At 43.9% G+C, this 18,164-nt stretch carries 14 protein-coding genes; 10 read left to right on the forward strand and 4 right to left on the reverse strand.

Translation table 11 applies throughout. From position 1 onward, the window contains the following. Positions 1-72: 72 nt before the first annotated feature. Positions 73-1,155, forward strand: a complete 1,083-nt coding sequence (alr, locus tag PR795_RS15800; protein WP_181480554.1) for an alanine racemase — start codon at positions 73-75, stop codon at positions 1,153-1,155. Positions 1,156-1,219: 64 nt separating this feature from the next. Continuing rightward, complete coding sequence (locus PR795_RS15805; protein ID WP_006663296.1) at positions 1,220-2,413, forward strand: amino acid aminotransferase; 1,194 nt, start codon at positions 1,220-1,222, stop codon at positions 2,411-2,413. Between the two features lie 66 nt (positions 2,414-2,479). Here PR795_RS15805 and uvrA read toward each other — a convergent pair whose 3' ends face one another. After that, the gene (gene uvrA, locus PR795_RS15810) at positions 2,480-5,314 is read right to left on the reverse strand and encodes an excinuclease ABC subunit UvrA (protein WP_006658310.1); all 2,835 of its coding nucleotides are present in this window, start codon (positions 5,312-5,314) and stop codon (positions 2,480-2,482) included. A 348-nt stretch (positions 5,315-5,662) separates the two neighbouring features. Between uvrA and PR795_RS15815 the strand changes: the two genes are divergently transcribed. The 4 genes from PR795_RS15815 (at position 5,663) to ilvN (ending at position 8,623) form a co-directional block, all read left to right on the forward strand. Next, the gene (locus PR795_RS15815; protein WP_006658311.1) at positions 5,663-6,181 is read left to right on the forward strand and encodes a single-stranded DNA-binding protein; all 519 of its coding nucleotides are present in this window, start codon (positions 5,663-5,665) and stop codon (positions 6,179-6,181) included. Positions 6,182-6,444: 263 nt separating this feature from the next. After that, the gene (gene ivbL, locus PR795_RS15820) at positions 6,445-6,534 is read left to right on the forward strand and encodes an ilvB operon leader peptide IvbL (RefSeq protein WP_108479355.1); all 90 of its coding nucleotides are present in this window, start codon (positions 6,445-6,447) and stop codon (positions 6,532-6,534) included. Between the two features lie 104 nt (positions 6,535-6,638). Next, the gene (gene ilvB / locus PR795_RS15825) at positions 6,639-8,336 is read left to right on the forward strand and encodes an acetolactate synthase large subunit (protein ID WP_181480556.1); all 1,698 of its coding nucleotides are present in this window, start codon (positions 6,639-6,641) and stop codon (positions 8,334-8,336) included. Positions 8,337-8,338: 2 nt separating this feature from the next. Continuing rightward, positions 8,339-8,623: an acetolactate synthase small subunit gene (gene ilvN / locus PR795_RS15830; RefSeq protein WP_006658314.1), complete on the forward strand. Its 285-nt coding sequence runs from the start codon at positions 8,339-8,341 to the stop codon at positions 8,621-8,623. A 45-nt stretch (positions 8,624-8,668) separates the two neighbouring features. Here the strand turns inward: ilvN and PR795_RS15835 are convergent, their stop codons facing one another. Beyond that, complete coding sequence (locus tag PR795_RS15835) at positions 8,669-9,226, reverse strand: helix-turn-helix domain-containing protein (protein ID WP_006658315.1); 558 nt, start codon at positions 9,224-9,226, stop codon at positions 8,669-8,671. Positions 9,227-9,552: 326 nt separating this feature from the next. Between PR795_RS15835 and PR795_RS15840 the strand changes: the two genes are divergently transcribed. After that, a complete protein-coding gene (locus PR795_RS15840) occupies positions 9,553-10,749 on the forward strand; it encodes an MFS transporter (RefSeq protein ID WP_272516940.1) in 1,197 nt (398 codons plus the stop codon). 57 nt (positions 10,750-10,806) lie between these two features. Here PR795_RS15840 and PR795_RS15845 read toward each other — a convergent pair whose 3' ends face one another. Next, complete coding sequence (locus PR795_RS15845; protein ID WP_272516941.1) at positions 10,807-12,444, reverse strand: ArnT family glycosyltransferase; 1,638 nt, start codon at positions 12,442-12,444, stop codon at positions 10,807-10,809. A 605-nt stretch (positions 12,445-13,049) separates the two neighbouring features. Here PR795_RS15845 and PR795_RS15850 point away from each other — a divergent pair. The 3 genes from PR795_RS15850 (at position 13,050) to PR795_RS15860 (ending at position 17,293) form a co-directional block, all read left to right on the forward strand. Continuing rightward, on the forward strand, positions 13,050-14,396 hold the full coding sequence (locus PR795_RS15850; protein ID WP_006658320.1) for an NCS2 family permease: 1,347 nt from the start codon (positions 13,050-13,052) through the stop codon (positions 14,394-14,396). Between the two features lie 292 nt (positions 14,397-14,688). Continuing rightward, entirely contained in the window at positions 14,689-16,338 is a 1,650-nt protein-coding gene (locus tag PR795_RS15855) for a Na+/H+ antiporter (protein WP_006658322.1), read from the forward strand. A gap of 67 nt (positions 16,339-16,405) precedes the next feature. Continuing rightward, complete coding sequence (locus PR795_RS15860) at positions 16,406-17,293, forward strand: carboxylate/amino acid/amine transporter (protein WP_181480558.1); 888 nt, start codon at positions 16,406-16,408, stop codon at positions 17,291-17,293. Here PR795_RS15860 and metR read toward each other — a convergent pair. Next, positions 17,190-18,146 (reverse strand): HTH-type transcriptional regulator MetR, encoded by a 957-nt coding sequence (gene metR, locus PR795_RS15865; protein WP_181480559.1) that lies wholly within the window; start codon positions 18,144-18,146, stop codon positions 17,190-17,192. The genes PR795_RS15860 and metR overlap by 104 nt on opposite strands. Between the last annotated feature and the right edge of the window lie 18 nt (positions 18,147-18,164).

Below are 18,164 nucleotides of genomic sequence, written 5' to 3' on the forward strand. Positions count from 1 at the left end.
TTAGAGCTTATACGTATAGAAGATTAAAGATTAAATAAGTTAAATTTTAAAATGAATAATTAAGAGGAAGAAATGAAAGCGGCAACAGCATTAATAAACCGCCGCGCTCTGCGACACAACTTGCAACGGGTTAGAGAATTGGCGCCGAATAGCCGTCTGATTGCAGTTGTTAAAGCAAACGCTTATGGTCATGGATTAATTGGGGTTGGCACAGAAATTCAAGGGATCGTCGACGGATTTGGTGTTGCACGTTTAAATGAAGCTTTACTTCTTCGACATCAAGGCGTGACAAAACCGATTGTTTTATTAGAGGGTTTCTTTGAGCAATCTGATTTGCAGTTGATGGTGGAATATAACATCGATACGGTGATCCACTGCGTTGAACAACTGGAAATGCTGGAAAGTGCACAGCTCGCTAAAAAAATTAAAGTCTGGATGAAACTCGATACTGGTATGCACCGCCTTGGTATTCTTCCTCAACATGCAGAGAGTTTTTACCAGCGTCTACAAAGCTGTAACAACGTTGATTTACCTATCAATATTGTTAGTCATTTCTGTCAGGCTGATGCGCCTGAGCTTCCCACAACTCAGAAACAAATCGAATGTTTCCAACAGTTTGTTTCTGACAAGCCCGGTGAGAAATCTATCGCTGCTTCCGCAGGGATTCTGTTATGGCCTGAAGCTCATTATGACTGGGTTCGTCCGGGTATCATGATGTATGGCGCCTCCCCGCAAGAAGGCAAAAGTGCAGCTAGCTTCGGTTTATTGCCAGTGATGACGCTAAAGTCCACTTTGATTGCAGTCAGAGAACACTCGGCAGGGCAGTGTGTTGGTTATGGTGAAACATGGTGCAGTGAACGTAATACCCGCCTTGGCGTGGTCGCAATTGGCTACGGAGATGGTTATCCACGTAACGTACCATCGGGGACACCAGTGCTTGTAAATGGACGAAAAGTGCCAATTATTGGGCGAATTTCCATGGACATGACCGTCGTGGATTTAGGTCCAGATGCCACCGATAAAGTGGGGGATGATGTCATTCTCTGGGGAAATGCTCTGCCAGTAGAAGAAATTGCCACACAAACAGGCATTATTAACTATGAACTTCTAACGAAATTAACCTCTAGAGTCGCAATGGAATATGTAGACGAATAGGTTTTAAAGGGTTATTTTCACTAGACAAAAGCAATAAAGAAAACCTACAAGTGGGAGATATCCTGTGTACCAACATGTTGATGCTTATCCGGGCGATCCAATCTTATCGCTGATGGATGAATTTAATAAAGATACTCGTGAAGGCAAAATTAACCTGAGTATTGGTCTTTATTATGATGCAGAAGGGAAAACCCCTGAGCTGGAAACCGTCGGCACAGCGAAAGCTGCTCTGAGCAAACTTCCAGCAAGTGCATCGTTATATCTGCCAATGGAAGGTTTGAAAGATTACCGTACTGAATTACAAAAATTGGTATTTGGTGCAGATTGCCCACTGATTGCACAAGAGCGTATTGCAACCGTACAAACCATCGGTGGCTCCGGTGCCCTGAAAATTGGCGCAGATTTTTTACACCATTATTTCCCAAATTCTGAAGTTTGGTGCAGTAACCCGACATGGGAAAACCACGCTTCTATTTTCTCTGGTGCAGGTACAAAAGTTCATTACTACCCTTACTTTGATGAAAAGACCAAAGGGGTTAAGTTTGATGAAATGCTGGAAACTTTCAAAAAGTTACCAGAAAACAGCATTATCTTAATGCACCCATGCTGCCATAACCCAACGGGCTCCGATTTAACACCAGCTCAATGGGATGAAGTGACAAAAGTGGCACTTGAACACAAATTGATTCCATTCTTAGACATCGCGTATCAAGGTTTTGCTGAAGGGATCAATGAAGATGCTTACGCCATTCGCGCAATGGTTAAAGCGGGCTTACCTGTCTTTGTAAGCAACTCATTCTCCAAAATCTTTGGTATCTATGGAGAACGTGCGGGCGGTTTATCCGTTATCTGTAAGGATAAAGATGAGCGTGACCGTGTGTTAGGTCAGCTGAAAGCGGGTGTTCGCCGCCTGTATTCAAGCCCGCCGTCTAATGGTGCAAAGATTGTGGCTGCGGTACTCACTGATAGCCAGCAAAAAGCGAAATGGTTGGAAGAAGTCGAAGAGATGCGTCTGCGTATTCTTGAGATGCGAACTGTACTCGTGGATGAGCTGAAAAAAGCGTTGCCAAACAAAAACTTCGACCATTTATTAAAACAGCGCGGTATGTTTAGTTACACGGGGTTCTCTCAACAGCAAGTTGATCGCTTGAAAGACGAATTTGCGGTTTACTTGGTTGGAACTGGTCGTGTGTGTATGGCTGGTGTGAATCGCCATAATGTGAAACGCATTGTGGAAGCATTTGCGGCTGTGAGCTAATAACAAATTGTTATTTAAGCATTAAAAAGGGGAACAGTGTGTTCCCCTTTTTGTATTCAGACTTATTTAGTATCCACGAGCTAGGATAGGTTTTAAAAAGCGTGCTGTATGGGATTTTTCACATTCAGCAACTTCCTCTGGGGTTCCAGAAATTAAAATCTCACCGCCTCCACTACCACCTTCCGGTCCTAAATCAACAATCCAGTCTGCCGTTTTGATGACATCTAAGTTATGCTCGATAACCACGATGGTATTACCTTGGTCTCGTAACTGATGCAGGACGACTAACAGCTGTTGAATATCGGCAAAATGCAGTCCTGTGGTTGGTTCATCCAAGATATAGATGGTTTGCCCTGTTCCTCGTTTAGATAACTCGCGAGCTAATTTCACGCGTTGAGCTTCACCGCCTGATAATGTGGTGGCGGATTGACCTAAACGAATATATGACAAGCCAACATCCATCAGTGTTTGTAGCTTACGAGCCAGAGCAGGAACAGCATCAAAGAACTCACGAGACTCTTCGATGGTCATATCCAGCACTTCATGGATACTTTTACCTTTATATTTAATTTCTAAGGTTTCGCGGTTATAGCGTTTGCCTTTACATTGGTCACACGGCACATACACATCCGGCAAGAAATGCATTTCAACTTTAATCACGCCATCGCCTTGGCAAGCCTCACAGCGCCCACCTTTCACGTTAAAGCTAAAACGCCCTGGGTTATAGCCACGAGTCCGTGATTCTGGTACGCCAGCGAATAGCTCGCGGATCGGCGTAAATATCCCTGTGTAAGTTGCAGGGTTTGAACGAGGCGTTCGTCCAATAGGGCTCTGGTCGATGTCGATAACTTTATCGAAATGCTCTAAACCTTCGACATGAGCATAAGGTGCAGGGTTAATCACCGTTGCACCATTCAATTGGCGCTGCGCAATTGGGAATAACGTATCATTAATCAGCGTTGACTTTCCTGAGCCTGAAACCCCTGTAATACACGTAAATAAGCCAACGGGAATCGTTAAGGTGACATTCTTCAGGTTGTTACCCGTTGCGCCAACGACGGTGAGCACTTTATCTTTATTAAAAGGAACGCGAGCTTGTGGGATCTCAATTCGGCGTTCTCCACTCAAGAATTTACCTGTTAGAGATTCTGGATTAGAAACAATATCGTCCAGTGTACCTTGTGCTACGATTTGCCCACCATGAACCCCCGCACCGGGTCCAATATCAATCACATGGTCAGCGGCACGAATCGCATCTTCGTCATGCTCAACTACAATCACGGTATTGCCGAGATTACGCAGGTGAACCAGCGTTTCGAGTAAGCGGTCATTATCCCGTTGATGTAATCCGATTGACGGTTCATCTAACACATACATGACACCAACCAGACCCGCACCAATTTGGCTAGCCAAACGAATACGCTGAGCTTCGCCACCGGATAACGTCTCTGCGGAACGGGAAAGCGTTAAATAATTCAGACCCACGTTAACTAAGAACCTTAGACGATCGCTGATTTCTTTAAGTACTTTTTCAGCGATTTGAGCTCGCTGCCCGCTGAGTTTTAAGTTTTGGAAAAATTCCATCGCATGACCAATGCTGTAGTCAGCAATTTCTGGCAGTGTTGTATTTTCTACAAACACAAAACGGGCTTCTTTACGTAGGCGGGTTCCGCCACAAGTTACACAAGGGCGATTGCTAATGTATTTAGCCAATTCCTCGCGCACCGCAGTAGATTCTGTTTCTTTATAGCGGCGCTCCATATTGTTAAGAACGCCTTCGAATGGATGGTGACGTACAGTGATATCGCCACGATCGTTACGGTATTTAAACTCAATGCTCTCTTTGCCTGAGCCATATAAAATCACTTTTTGAATGGCTGGACTGAGTGACTCATAAGGCGCTTCAACATCAAATTTGTAGTGCTCACCTAATGACATGAGCATTTGAAAATAATAGAAATTACGACGATCCCAACCGCGAATTGCACCGCCCGCGAGAGAGATTTCTGTATTTTGAAGCACACGCTCAGGGTCAAAGAACTGCTGAACCCCTAAACCGTCACAACTTGGGCAAGCCCCGGCTGGATTATTGAAAGAGAACAGGCGTGGCTCTAACTCCATCATGCTATAGCCACACACCGAGCATGCAAAATTGGCGGAGAACACGAGCTCTTCGGCTTTCGGGTCGTCCATATCGGCGACAACCGCAGTACCACCCGAAAGTTCTAGTGCAGTTTCAAAGGATTCAGCAAGTCGCTGAGCAATATCCTCACGCACTTTGAAGCGGTCAACGACTACTTCAATGGTATGTTTTTTCTGTAATTCAAGCTTTGGTGGATCGGATAAGTCACAAACTTCACCATCAATACGGGCGCGGATATAGCCTTGACTCGCCAAGTTATCGAGTAACTTAACATGCTCACCTTTACGCTCTTTTACCACAGGGGCAAGCAGCATCATTCTACTGTCAGTGGGTTGTGCGAGAACGTTATCCACCATTTGGCTGACAGTTTGCGCGGCTAGCGGAATATTATGATCAGGGCAGCGAGGTTCACCAACGCGGGCAAACAGCAAACGCAGATAATCATGAATTTCAGTAATTGTCCCGACAGTTGAACGCGGGTTATGAGAAGTCGATTTTTGTTCAATGGAGATAGCGGGGGATAGCCCTTCAATATGGTCGACATCTGGCTTTTCCATTAAGGATAAGAACTGACGAGCATAAGCGGATAGAGACTCAACATAACGACGCTGACCTTCGGCATAGAGGGTATCAAAGGCAAGGGATGACTTCCCTGAGCCAGATAGCCCCGTAATAACTATCAGCTTGTCTCGGGGGATGATGAGATTGATGTTTTTTAGGTTATGCGTGCGAGCGCCGCGGACTTCGATATTCTCCATTTACCACTTCCCGAATGAATTGATAGTGAACAAAAATAAACTTGGCAGTACGAATAAACGAAAGAGCAAGTATTAACGAACAAGTTAGTATTGCACAAAATTTGCTGAATGGATATACAGTATATGTGCTCTTTATATTTCATTCCAGAGGGGAAGGATGACAACTTATCTGTAGTGTGAATAATTAGCGTCTATACTAAAAACCAGTAATGCAGATTTCACTTAAATTTGGAAAGTGCTTCGCAACTTCTCATCAAGCAATCTCAATTTATGGTGCAATACAGATAGGTCGTGTTAAACTTCACGGTCAGTCCAGAGATTAAAAATTCAATGCATCAGGAGTAACAAATGGCCAGCAGAGGCGTAAATAAAGTAATTCTTATCGGTAACTTAGGACAAGATCCAGAAATCCGTTATATGCCTAACGGCGGAGCTGTCGCTAACCTGACTCTGGCAACTTCTGAAAGTTGGCGTGACAAGCAAACCGGTGAAATGCGTGAAAAAACAGAATGGCACCGTGTTGTTATTTTCGGCAAATTAGCGGAAGTTGCCGGCGAATATCTGAAAAAAGGTTCACAAGTTTATATCGAAGGTTCACTGCAAACGCGTAAATGGCAAGACCAAAGTGGTCAAGATCGTTACAGCACTGAAGTTGTGGTGAATATTGGCGGTTCAATGCAAATGTTGGGTGGTCGCGGTGGTGATGCACCATCACAAGGTCAAAGCGGCGGGCAAGGCAGTTGGGGTCAACCACAACAGCCACAAGCAGCGCAACAGTTCAGTGGCGGCGGCGCAGCACCAGCGCGTTCACCAGCACCACAATCGAATGAACCACCAATGGATTTTGATGACGATATCCCGTTCTAATTTTTGTATTAGAAAATTCAAGTCATTAAATAAAGCCCTTAAATTTAAGGGCTTTATTTTTTTATGGAAAACTTAATTCAAGTTATCACAACACAACAATATTTTGTGATGCGTCTCTCATTTGAAATCCGCAACCAAGAAAAACGAAAAAAAGGGTTGTGAAGGTTAGGATTTTATGGTTTCTTAAATGCAGCAAACACAATAACGAAAAATCAGACAGACTTTAACTAGACAGAATTAAATTACAGGAAAACCCCGTGAAAATGACTGCTAACCGTTCAAACCTACTACTTACCGCGCCACTAGCCGCGGTAGTCGTGCGTGTGGTGGTGGTCGTGGGCTTAGCGCCGTAACGGGAACAAATCACGCGATTTAGAAACCCCGCCGGCGCAAACCGAGCGGGGTTTTTTTATGACCTAAAACTCGGATCCGCAGGCTAGTGAAGGAATAAAAAATTATGAGCGAGTCGGGCACAACATCACCACAAAAAACCTGTTTTACAGGCGCAGAATTAATCGTCCATTTGTTGGAAGAACATGGAATTACTCTTGTTTCTGGGATTCCGGGCGGGGCGGCATTGCCATTCTACGATGCACTGGGGCAGAGCAAAAAAATTCGTCACATACTGGCGCGCCATGAGCAAGGCGCTGGCTTCATTGCGCAAGGAATCGCGCGTAGCACAGGTAAAGCCGCGGTCTGTATTTCTTCAAGCGGTCCCGGTGCAACGAACTTAGTCACTGCCATTGCGGATGCCAAACTGGACTCTATTCCATTGGTTTGCATCACTGCGCAGGTGCCTTCTTCTATGATTGGTACTGATGCATTTCAGGAAGTGGACACTTACGGTATTTCAATTCCGATTACGAAACACAACTATTTGGTGCGTAGCATTGAAGACCTGCCTCGGGTTATCTGCGAAGCCTTTCGCATCGCTGAATCAGGGCGTCCGGGACCTGTTTGGATTGATATTCCGAAAGATGTTCAAACAGCAACCATTGAATTAGAGACCTTGCCAGAGGTTTTACCGAAGGATAAAACACCAAGCTTCGATATGGAGAAAGTGATCCAAGCGGCGGAGATGATCAACCGAGCTAAGCGGCCAGTGCTTTATTTTGGTGGTGGGGTGATTAGCTCAGACTCGACTGCGACGGCTATCGCATTTGCAGAAAAAGCCTCGTTACCAACTACGATGACGTTGATGGCATTAGGAACCATTCCAATGCGCCATCCGCTGTATTTGGGTATGTTGGGTATGCATGCGGCGCGTAGTACTAATATGGTAATGGAAGAGTCTGATTTGCTGATTGTTATTGGTGCACGTTTTGACGATCGTGCTATTGGTAAAGCAGAAAAGTTTTGTCCAAATGCCAAAATTATTCATGTGGATATCGATAAAGCTGAAATCAGTAAAATTAAGCGTCCTGATATTGCGATTCATGCGGATGCAGGGCAAATCTTAGAATTACTGCTGCCATTAGTTGAGCGTAATGATCGCCAAGAATGGGTGCAGCAAGTTAATGATCTGAAAACTCATTATCCGCTGAATTTAGCGAATGCGGATGATCCATTAGATCACTACGGTTTAGTCTTAGCGACGGCAAGAGCTGCGGGTGAAGAGGCGATTGTAACAACAGATGTGGGGCAGCATCAGATGTGGGCTGCACAAGTTTACCCATTATCGCGTCCTCGCCAATGGTTGACGTCAGGTGGTTTGGGTACGATGGGCTTTGGATTACCAGCCGCCATTGGTGCTGCCTTAGCTCACCCAGATAAAACTATCGTGTGTTTTTCTGGCGATGGTAGCTTGATGATGAATATTCAGGAATTAGCCACTGCTGCCGAGCATCAGTTAAACATTAAAATTATTTTAATGAATAACCAAGCATTGGGAATGGTGTACCAGCAGCAAGATCTGTTTTTTGAAAATCGGATATTTGCTGCAGCTTATCCTTATCAGACGGATTTTATTAAGATTGCTTCTGGGTTTGGTTTCCAAACGTGTGATTTGAATAATGAGGCCGATCCTGAAATGGCGCTGGAAGCGATTATGAACACTAAAGGACCGTGCTTAATTCATGCCTTGATTGATGTGAATCAGAAGGTATATCCAATGGTTCCTCCTGGTGCCGCTAATATTGATATGATCGGAGCGTAATTATGGTATTTGAACATCATCCAATCGCCTTAGAATTAATTGTTCGCAACCATCCGGGCGTCATGTCACATATTTGTGGGTTGTTTGCTCGTCGAGCATTTAACGTGGATGGCATTTTGTGTATGCCAATTAAAGATAAGGACGAAAGTAGAATCTGGTTATTAGTTCAGAAAGATGAACGCTTATCTCAAATGGTTAACCAAGTTGAAAAGCTAGAAGATGTCCGTGAAGTGCGTTTTAGCGATGACCTTCGCGTATTTGAAATTATGCAGGATTATGTGCAGTAATTCTTAATGAGCATGATTGGCCTACAGGGATGGTAGGCTGATAAATTAAACGCCATCACTTAAATGAGCATAGGTCATCACGACAGTGGCATGGACATCCCCTTCAATACATAAATAAGCGTGAGGGAAATCTCCGCTGAAGGCATAAAAATCCCCAGCGTCAAGTACCACACTATGTTCATCGTCCAATCGCAGCATTAAGGAACCTGAGTGCACCATAATATGCTCATGGGTACCCACCATGTGGGCGGGACTGTTAATAATCGCGCCTCTCTTCATACTTAGCTGCCAGATCTCAGACACATTTCCCATGCTAATGCGGAATTTAAATTGTTCTAAATAGTCGCCTTCGAGTGGTGTCGATTTTACTAAATAGGGATAGGATTCATTTTGGCGTGTAAATAAATCACTGAGAGGAAAACGCAGTGCGGCAGCTATGGATTCTAAAGTGTCGATACGCGGGTTCGAATCTCCCGATTCAAGCTTAGAGAGGGCGGCTTTAGAAATGCCCGATAAGTGCGATAGCTCACTGAGAGACAAATTTCTCGCTTGGCGCAATAAACGAACTTTCTGACCAATTTTTATATTTATTTTATTTTCCATGATATTACTTTCCTACATCTAGCTTCCATGAACTCTAATTTCTGCTGCCAATTCTAACATCTTAAATATGAAATGTCAGAAATTCGATATTATGAAAATAATATTTTGCTGGTAGATGATAAATGGAAAGATAAATTTTTAATGCATTGTTGTAAATATAATATTTCTTATTTTTGAGTGTCTTATTTTGTTGATTAAATTCGTGGTATAATTTATTTGCATTATTCTGATAGATAAACATACAACAGCTTTTTATTTCAATTAAATAATAATATTTTGGAGTTTATATCCGCTGGGTGATTCTAATTTAGCGGATTAATACAAAAATGAGCCCTGACAATCAGCGTTTCCAACATTTTCGACGTTCTGCCTCTTTTGCTATTTTTACGATTACAACCAGCATTGCTGTTATCGGTATTGTGATTGGTCTCAGTATCCCTATGGTGGCGCTGAGACTGAATAATTTTGGTGTCGGGGAATTGTATATTGGCATTATTTCTGCCGCGCCCGCGTTGGGAATGTTTTTAATCGCGCCAGTGGTACAGCGTATTGTGCGGTGGAGTGGTAAGCGCAAAGCGATGCTTATCGCTACGATTATTTCCGCTATCAGTTTATTACCTTTATTGAGTTCACTACCGTTATGGTTACTGTTTCCGCTACGGTTGATTACGGGGTTAGCCAGCGGAGTGATGATTTGCTTAGGAGAGATATGGATCAATGAGCTATCTCCGGAAAACAAACGTGGGCGTATATTAGCGATTTACACGACCGTGTTTACTGTCAGCCAGCTATTAGGTCCCTCTTTTATTGCTTACTATGGCGTGGAAGATAAATCGCCACTATTCATTTGTACGCTAATTCACTTAATTTCAGTTGCTTTATTCCTAGTGATGGATCAGAAAATCGGGGATAAGCTAACCGAAACAGCCTCTGAATCTCATTTTTCGATCACGCAGTTTGTGAAAGTCGCCCCCGGAATCTGTGCTGGCATTTTATTTTTTGCTTTTTTTGATGGCACGATTCTATCTATGTTCCCGATTTATGGCATGGGAATGGGGCATACAGAAGCAGTTGCTGCGATGATGATCAGTGCGATTCTGGCAGGGGATGCCATCATGCAATTGCCTTTTGGCTGGCTTGCTGACCATATGAATCGCGAAAAATTGTATCGCATTTGTGGTGTTATCACGCTAGGGGCGAGCATATTGTTGCCCTTCTGGATTACGCATACTTACTTTATTTGGGTACTACTGTTTGTGCTAGGCGCAACGGCGGGAGCAATTTATACCATTGCATTGGTGCAAATAGGGCAATATTTCAGGGGTAATGAGCTCATTATTGCGAATGCCGCAGCAGCTATGTTATGGGGAATTGGTAATCTTTCAGGTCCGTTATTAGCGGGGGCTGCAACTGCGATTTCACCTTCTGGTTTACCTATTTTGCTGATTGGGATTGCCGGATTATTTTTATGGTTTACCCGTGAAAAATACGGTGCACAGGCAATTCAGCAGCAAGCGCAATAGAATCTACTCATTTCAACAGATGAAAAAAATCCCCGAGTTTTTAGCTCGGGGATTTTTTTATTCGGTCGCGCGGTAAACCACTAAATTTTCGTGGAATTCATCAGGGCGGTGATTCGACCAAAAGAATTCCATGCCTTCAGGTGCAGGGTTTACTTCTTTGGAATAGACAATAAGCCAGCGGCAGTGTTGCGGTTTTTCAAAGTGCATCTGCCTTTGGTGCAAAATACCCGTGTAATAATAGAGCATAGGTGTTTCCGACTCCCCAAGACCTTGAGATGCCATACAGTCATTGGGGGCGAATTGTCCTTCCAAGTGGTGACGAAGATCCACGAATACACCTTCGTAGCCTTTCGAGTAATCAATCCAACCAACAAACAGCGTCAGGATAATGCTCCAGACACTCACCATACCGAGTGACCAATTTCTCATGGCGAGGAACGCTGTATTGGAAGAAGAGATTAAGCGATGACGAAAGAACCAAAAACAGGTAATAAACATACCCGAAATCAATGAAAAAATTGAAAATTCCAGATGATAATCAAGAGGAAGCCAGCGCCCAAATACAGGTAACCATTGTGCTTGGTGCCCCATAAGCACAATCACGTAACAGATCCACAAAAAGAGAATGAGTCCCGACCAAAATAGTGCCGAGAAACGTGCAAATACGTTTAAGGCTTTATCGGAAAACCAGCCCAAAGTATGTACTGCTAAAATCGCCATCGGAGCAATGAAAGGCAGTAAATAGAGTGCGCGACCACTGGCAGACATTTGCAAGAACGTCACACCCAATACAGGGAAAATGACGAGTAAATATTCATTACGATCGCGAAGGCGTTTCAGTGGGTGGCGTAGGAAATAGGCGGTTGCAAGTAGTCCCGCGGGTAGGGCAAAGAACACAATGGCAGAAGGAATTCGCGTAAAGTTCGCTTTTGCGCCGAGTTTTTCAACGGAGAATCCAAGGAAACGACCAATATTATTTTCCCAAAACCAAGTAACAAACAGTTCTGGATGCTGTACATACAGCATGATTGGCCAAGGTAAAATTGCGATGAGAGCAACAACCCCCGCCAATAGAGTAGGTAGCCAAAATAGTTTAATACGGCATTGTGTGATAAATACAGGCGCGAGTAATAGGCTGATCCATAAAACGCCAGGAATAAATATCCCTTTAGAAAGCGTAGTGATGATTGTCCCAAGGGCAAGCCAGCAGGCAGATGCGGTAATTTTTTGCTGTTGAATCAGCCCTAATAAGCCATATAAACCAATTGTCGCTCCCGTCATTAACGAAACATCAGTAAACATTTCATGGGTATGACGTAATACCCCCGGAGCACAAATATACAATGCAAATGCTGTCCAAACACGGGCATCTGCAAAATGTTCAGATTTAAAAAAACGACGTGCTAATAAAACAAAAAAGGAAAAGTTAATAATAGAAAAAAATAGGCTGGCACTGCGTGCTGCATCATACAGTGGCATAACACCTGAAAGCAGATGAGAAAAAACGGTAGCGGTCCAATAATATAATGGTGGTTTTTCCATGAATGGTTCACCAGCATTGGTCGGAACAAGCCAATTTCCGGTTTCATACATGGTTTGGATGATACCAAAACTGTAGTTTTCGTCCTGTTTCCATGGGCTATGGCCATAAATTCCAGGAAGAAGATAAATAAGTAAAAACAGAAAAAAAAGCATTAAGGCGCTTTTCTTTGGTGTTGTAATGGATGGTGCAGTCATTGACATGGTATTTATAGAGAATATTTAAATGTTATATTGAAAATATTTTTATAAAAACAATCACTGAGTAAATTAATTATTTAATCAGTGTTGGAAATAAATGCTTTTATAAAAAGATGATTTTTATAAATAATAAAAAATTATTATTAAATAGTTTATCAATACTTTTAAATTTGTCTTTAAACGAAAGGTATATAAAGGTGAATAAACTTAACTATTCTGGATAATCGCAAAGATACAGCTCATTTTTGATATTTTTTGCATTTGTCAGGTTGAAAAATAGGCAGGCATAAAACACTTGATCAATTCCCCCCTTTCGAACGATAATTACGCTCTTCACAATTTGCCTCACTTTGCTCTAAAAGCCAAACGATTGCGTACTGTTCCTAGAGAATAATTTTGCCTTGATAGATATCTCGGTTCAGTGAGTGTTTTCAAAAAAGTAATCGTTTACGTGGATTTAAAGCTGAGACAATGTTCGCTAAGCATTTGGGCAAAATTAAAAAATTGCTTAGTAAAAATAGTGACATAGAATTTTCTAAAATTAATAGCAGAGGTATACCATGGCAGGCCAACAGGCTTCATCCAATTGCAAATTGGATTCATATTTTAAGATCACAGCGCGTGGCTCATCAGTACGCCGCGAAATCATTGCGGGATTAACCACATTCTTAGCGATGGTTTATTCTGTCATCGTGGTGCCAGGTATGCTAGGGCAGGCGGGGTTTCCTCCTACTGCTGTGTTTATTGCAACCTGTTTAGTGGCTGGCTTCGGTTCATTATTAATGGGGCTGTGGGCGAATCTACCGATGGCAATTGGCTGCGCCATCTCACTCACCGCATTTACGGCATTTAGCTTAGTATTAGGGCAACATATCAGTATCCCAGTTGCACTCGGGGCCGTGTTCCTAATGGGGTGTTTATTCACCATTATCTCGATCACTGGGATCCGCAGTTGGATTTTACGTAATATGCCAATGGGTGTGGCGCACGGGACCGGTATTGGTATTGGTCTATTTTTATTACTTATTGCCGCTACCGGTGTTGGCTTAGTAGTGAAAAACCCAAATGCTGGCTTACCTGTGGCATTGGGTGAATTTACGTCATTCCCAGTTTTAATGTCCCTGATTGGATTAGCGGTAATTTTTGGGTTAGAAAAACGCCGTGTGCCGGGTGGGGTATTACTGGTGATTATCGCTATCTCAATTATTGGGTTAATTTTCGATCCTGCGGTGAAGTATCAAGGTTTCTTTAAACTGCCTTCATTGGGTGAAGATGGTTTGGCTCTAATGTTTAACATGGACATCATGGGGGCTCTGCAAGCTGCGGTTCTACCAAGTGTTCTGGCGTTAGTCATGACAGCGGTTTTCGATGCGACAGGTACGATTCGTGCTGTGGCAGGACAAGCTAACTTGCTGGATAAAGACGGCCAAATTATCGATGGTGGAAAGGCATTAACCGCTGACTCAGTGAGCAGTATTTTTGCAGGGGCAATCGGTGCATCCCCAGCTGCCGTGTATATTGAATCAGCAGCAGGAACTGCTGCGGGTGGTCGTACAGGCTTAACCGCGGTGGTTGTCGGTATTTTATTCTTATTTATCTTGTTCTTATCACCGTTATCTTATCTGGTTCCTGCGTATGCAACAGCGCCAGCGCTAATGTATGTGGGTCTGTTGATGCTGAGCAATGTCTCGAAATTGGATTTCGATGATTTTGTGGATTCGATGTCAGGTCTACTGTGTGCGGTGTTCATCGTATTAACCTGTAATATCGTTACCGGTATTATGTTAGGTTTTGCATCACTGGTTATTGGGCGTATCTGTGCGGGTGAGTGGCGTAAGCTAAACCTAGGTAGCGTCGTTATCGCGGTTCTACTGGTAGCGTTTTATGCTGCCGACCTCGCTATCTAAAGGTAATTCTCATGATAGGGCGGCATCCATTGTCGCCCTTTAACGGATTGTTGCGATTAATTCTAAAGTTAAAATTATTTTCCCGTCAGATAGCCTGTTAAGGATAGAATAGTGGTAAGGCGGAAAATGAAGTGAAAATGCCTATTTTCAATGAGTGACTGCCTTGACTGAAAATCTCATGGTCTGGACGGTGCTATCTCTTACTATGCGGCGGCAGGCAAATTTTGGGTTATCCCGTTATACTTTAAGCTGCGATATTTAGGGTATGCATTAGTCAATAAGTAAGGGCAACATGGAAATTTTCTTTACTATTCTTATTTTGATTTTGGCTGTTTCAGTTTCTGGAGTGGTGACGAAAGTCATCCCCATCCGTATTCCCCTTCCTCTTATTCAGATAGCTATCGGTGCATTGTTGGCGTGGCCTCAATTTGGATTGCATGTCTCTTTTGATCCTGAACTATTTATGGTTCTGTTGATCCCCCCTCTGTTATTCGTCGATGGCTGGAAAACGCCAACCCGTGAATTTTTCCAGAATGGAAGAGAAATTTTTATTCTGGTGTTGGTGCTCGTCTTGGTGACAGTCGTCGGGATTGGGTATCTGATTTACTGGCTAATGCCCGGTATTCCACTTATTGCGGCCTTTGCTCTGGCGGCGGTATTATCTCCAACGGATGCGGTGGCGTTGTCCTCTATTGTGGGTAAAGGGCGCATTCCTAAGCGTATGATGAGCGTTCTAGAGGGTGAAGCATTGATGAATGATGCTTCAGGTCTGGTCGCGTTAAAATTTGCCGTCGCCATTGCGATGGGAACCATGGTCTTCAGTGTCTCTGAGGTTACCATTGAATTTATTAAAGTGGCAGTGGGCGGCTTGTTAGCCGGTGTTGCCGTCACTTGGCTATACAGTAAATCTCTACGTTTGATGAGCCGTTGGAGTGGTGATGATCCTGCAACACAGATCGTATTTATGTTGTTGCTGCCATTTGCATCATACATGATTGCAGAACATATCGGTTTCTCCGGTATTTTAGCCGCGGTGGCGGCGGGTATGACTATCACTAAATCCGGTGTTATTCGCAATGCACCTTTAGCAATGCGCCTGCGTGCGGACAGCGTCTGGTCGATGTTAGAGTTCGTTTTTAACGGTTTAGTGTTCATTATGCTGGGTCTGCAACTACCGGGCATCTGGGAAACGTCGGTCGTTCAAGCGGAACTCGATCCAAGCGTTGAAACGTGGATGCTATTTACCGCAGTCGTTATCATCTATTTCGCCTTACTGATTTTACGTTTCTGTTGGTTGTGGCTGATGAAAAGATTTAGCCGCCTCTTCCTGAAAAAGCGTCCGCTTCAATTTGCAAATTATACTGTGCGTGAGCTGTGGCTAGCTTCTTTCGCGGGGGTTCGCGGAGCTATTACTTTAGCGGGTGTGCTCTCTGTGCCGCTCTTTTTAACGGATGGTTCGCCATTCCCAGCAAGGTATCAGCTTGTCTTTATTGCCGCAGGGGTCATTTTATTCTCTATTTTTGCAGGGGTGGTGGCTCTACCGCTTCTACTGCGTAATTTCCAAGTCGGGGATAAAGAGGCGGATATTAACGAGATTCGCATGGCGAAAGCGGCCATGGCTGAAGTGGCAATTGTCAGCTTGAATAAAATGCAGGAGCGTTTGTCTGCAGATGTTGAGGAGCAATTAGATTCCGAAGATATCAATGAAGTTGCGACAAGGGTCATTGGTCATTTACGTCGCCGGACGGCGGATCAAGACGAAATGGAGCATAACTTGCAGATTGAAAATCTCGAGCGACGTTTCCGGTTGACAGCACTACGTGCAGAGCGTGGTGAGCTCTATCATTTACGTGCTACACGTAAAATTAGCAATGAAACCTTGCAGAGCTTGCTGGTGGATCTGGATTTATTGGAAGCCGTGCTGATCGAAAAAGAGCATTAAAACGAAAAACCGAGTATTCTACGGGCATTCTTGTTTGATAGACAATCGTGCTTAAGAGTGGATAGCAATGTGGTTACTCGTGATTACGACGCTGCTGTGGGCAGCGTCTTTTAGTTTAATGGGGGAATACCTTGCAGGGCAGGTGGATAGCTGGTTATCTGTTCTGATTCGTGTGAGTTTGGCTGCCTTGGTATTCCTTCCTTTCCTTCGCTGGCGTAATTTCAGCACCAAAGTGATCTTGTTGTACATGCTGGTGGGTGCTTGCCAGCTGGGGATCATGTATTACTTTGTTTTCCAAGCCTATAAATACCTGAGCGTGGCTGAATTTTTGCTATTTACGGTATTAACTCCTCTCTACGTCACACTGATTTACGACTTTTTAGAGCGCCAGCGTCTACGTATAGGCTACTTATTTAGCTCTATTCTCGCTGTGATTGGCGCTGCCATTATTCGTTATGATCATTTAAGTGAGTCATTCTGGGTTGGATTGATGTTTGTTCAGCTTGCCAACATCTTCTTTGCCCTTGGGCAAGTTGGTTATAAGCGTTTAATGGAAGTGCATCCTATTCCTCAACACCAAGCTTTTTCGTGGTTTTATATTGGTGCAACCCTGATTTCGTTGGTGGGATGGCTGCTGTTTGGTAATAAGGCGATGGTGCCGACAAGCCAAGCCCAATGGATTGTTTTATTGTGGTTAGGCATGGTTGCGTCGGGTATTGGTTACTTTATGTGGAACTATGGGGCAACGAAGGTGGATGCCGGAACCCTTGCTATTATGAATAACATGATGGTTCCAGCAGGGTTGTTGGTTAACTTTGCAATTTGGCAGCAACACCCTAATTGGATCAGCTTTACCATGGGGTCGAGCCTGATAATTGCTTCTCTGTGGGTGCATAAGCGCTGGATCCTTGAACCGGCTTCACATAAGACAAATTCTCTACCGCGTGATCAGTAGCTGTATTGGTAAATGTTTCAATGGCTGGCTGACGCTGTTCTCCTTCACGACATGCAGCGTACAGTCGGCTCCATAGCCCATTCCCTAATGTTTTTGTCTTAATCAAACCTTGTTTTTCAAAGGAATCGACTGCCCAGTGAGGCAATGCCGCAATACCCATTTTGGCCGCCACCATCTGAATTAAAATTAATGTATTGTCGACGGTTTTAATGTTGGGTGAAACTCCCGCAGGCTGCAAGAAATGACGCCAAATATCAAAGCGTTGACGTTGGACAGGGTAAATCAGCAGCGTCTCTTTGGCGAGATCATGGGGTTCAATCAACGGCTTTTGTGCTAACGGATGGTCATTTGCCACCACCAGCTTCACCTCATAATCAAACATAGGGGTGTAATGTAAGTTTTGCTCCGCAAGAATATCCGAAGTCATGACGATATCTAGTTCTCGTGAGAGCAATTCAGGTTGCGGATCAAACGTCACGCCAGATTTAAAATCAACAGTCACTTGCGGCCATGTCTGTCTGAACTGTTGTAAAGCCGGCGTTAGCCACTGGATACAGCTGTGGCATTCAATAGCAATACGCAAAGTGCTTACGGTTGGCTCATTACAGACGCGAATCGCATCTTTGACCATCGGTAAAATGCGTTGTGCGAGTTGAAGCAACACTTCGCCCTGAGGCGTAAAATGCACAGGTTGGGTTTTACGTACAAACAGTTTGTAGCCTAAGCGATGCTCTAAATCACTGAATTGGTGAGATAGCGCAGACTGAGTCTGATGCAGGTGCGTCGCAGTGGCAGCTAATGATCCGTATTGGCTGAGCGCCTGCAACGTTTTTAAGTGTTTTAATTCGATCATGAGAAACCTTCAAGTTGA

Source organism: Providencia sp. PROV209, assembly GCF_028479485.1.
GTDB lineage: Bacteria > Pseudomonadota > Gammaproteobacteria > Enterobacterales > Enterobacteriaceae > Providencia > Providencia alcalifaciens.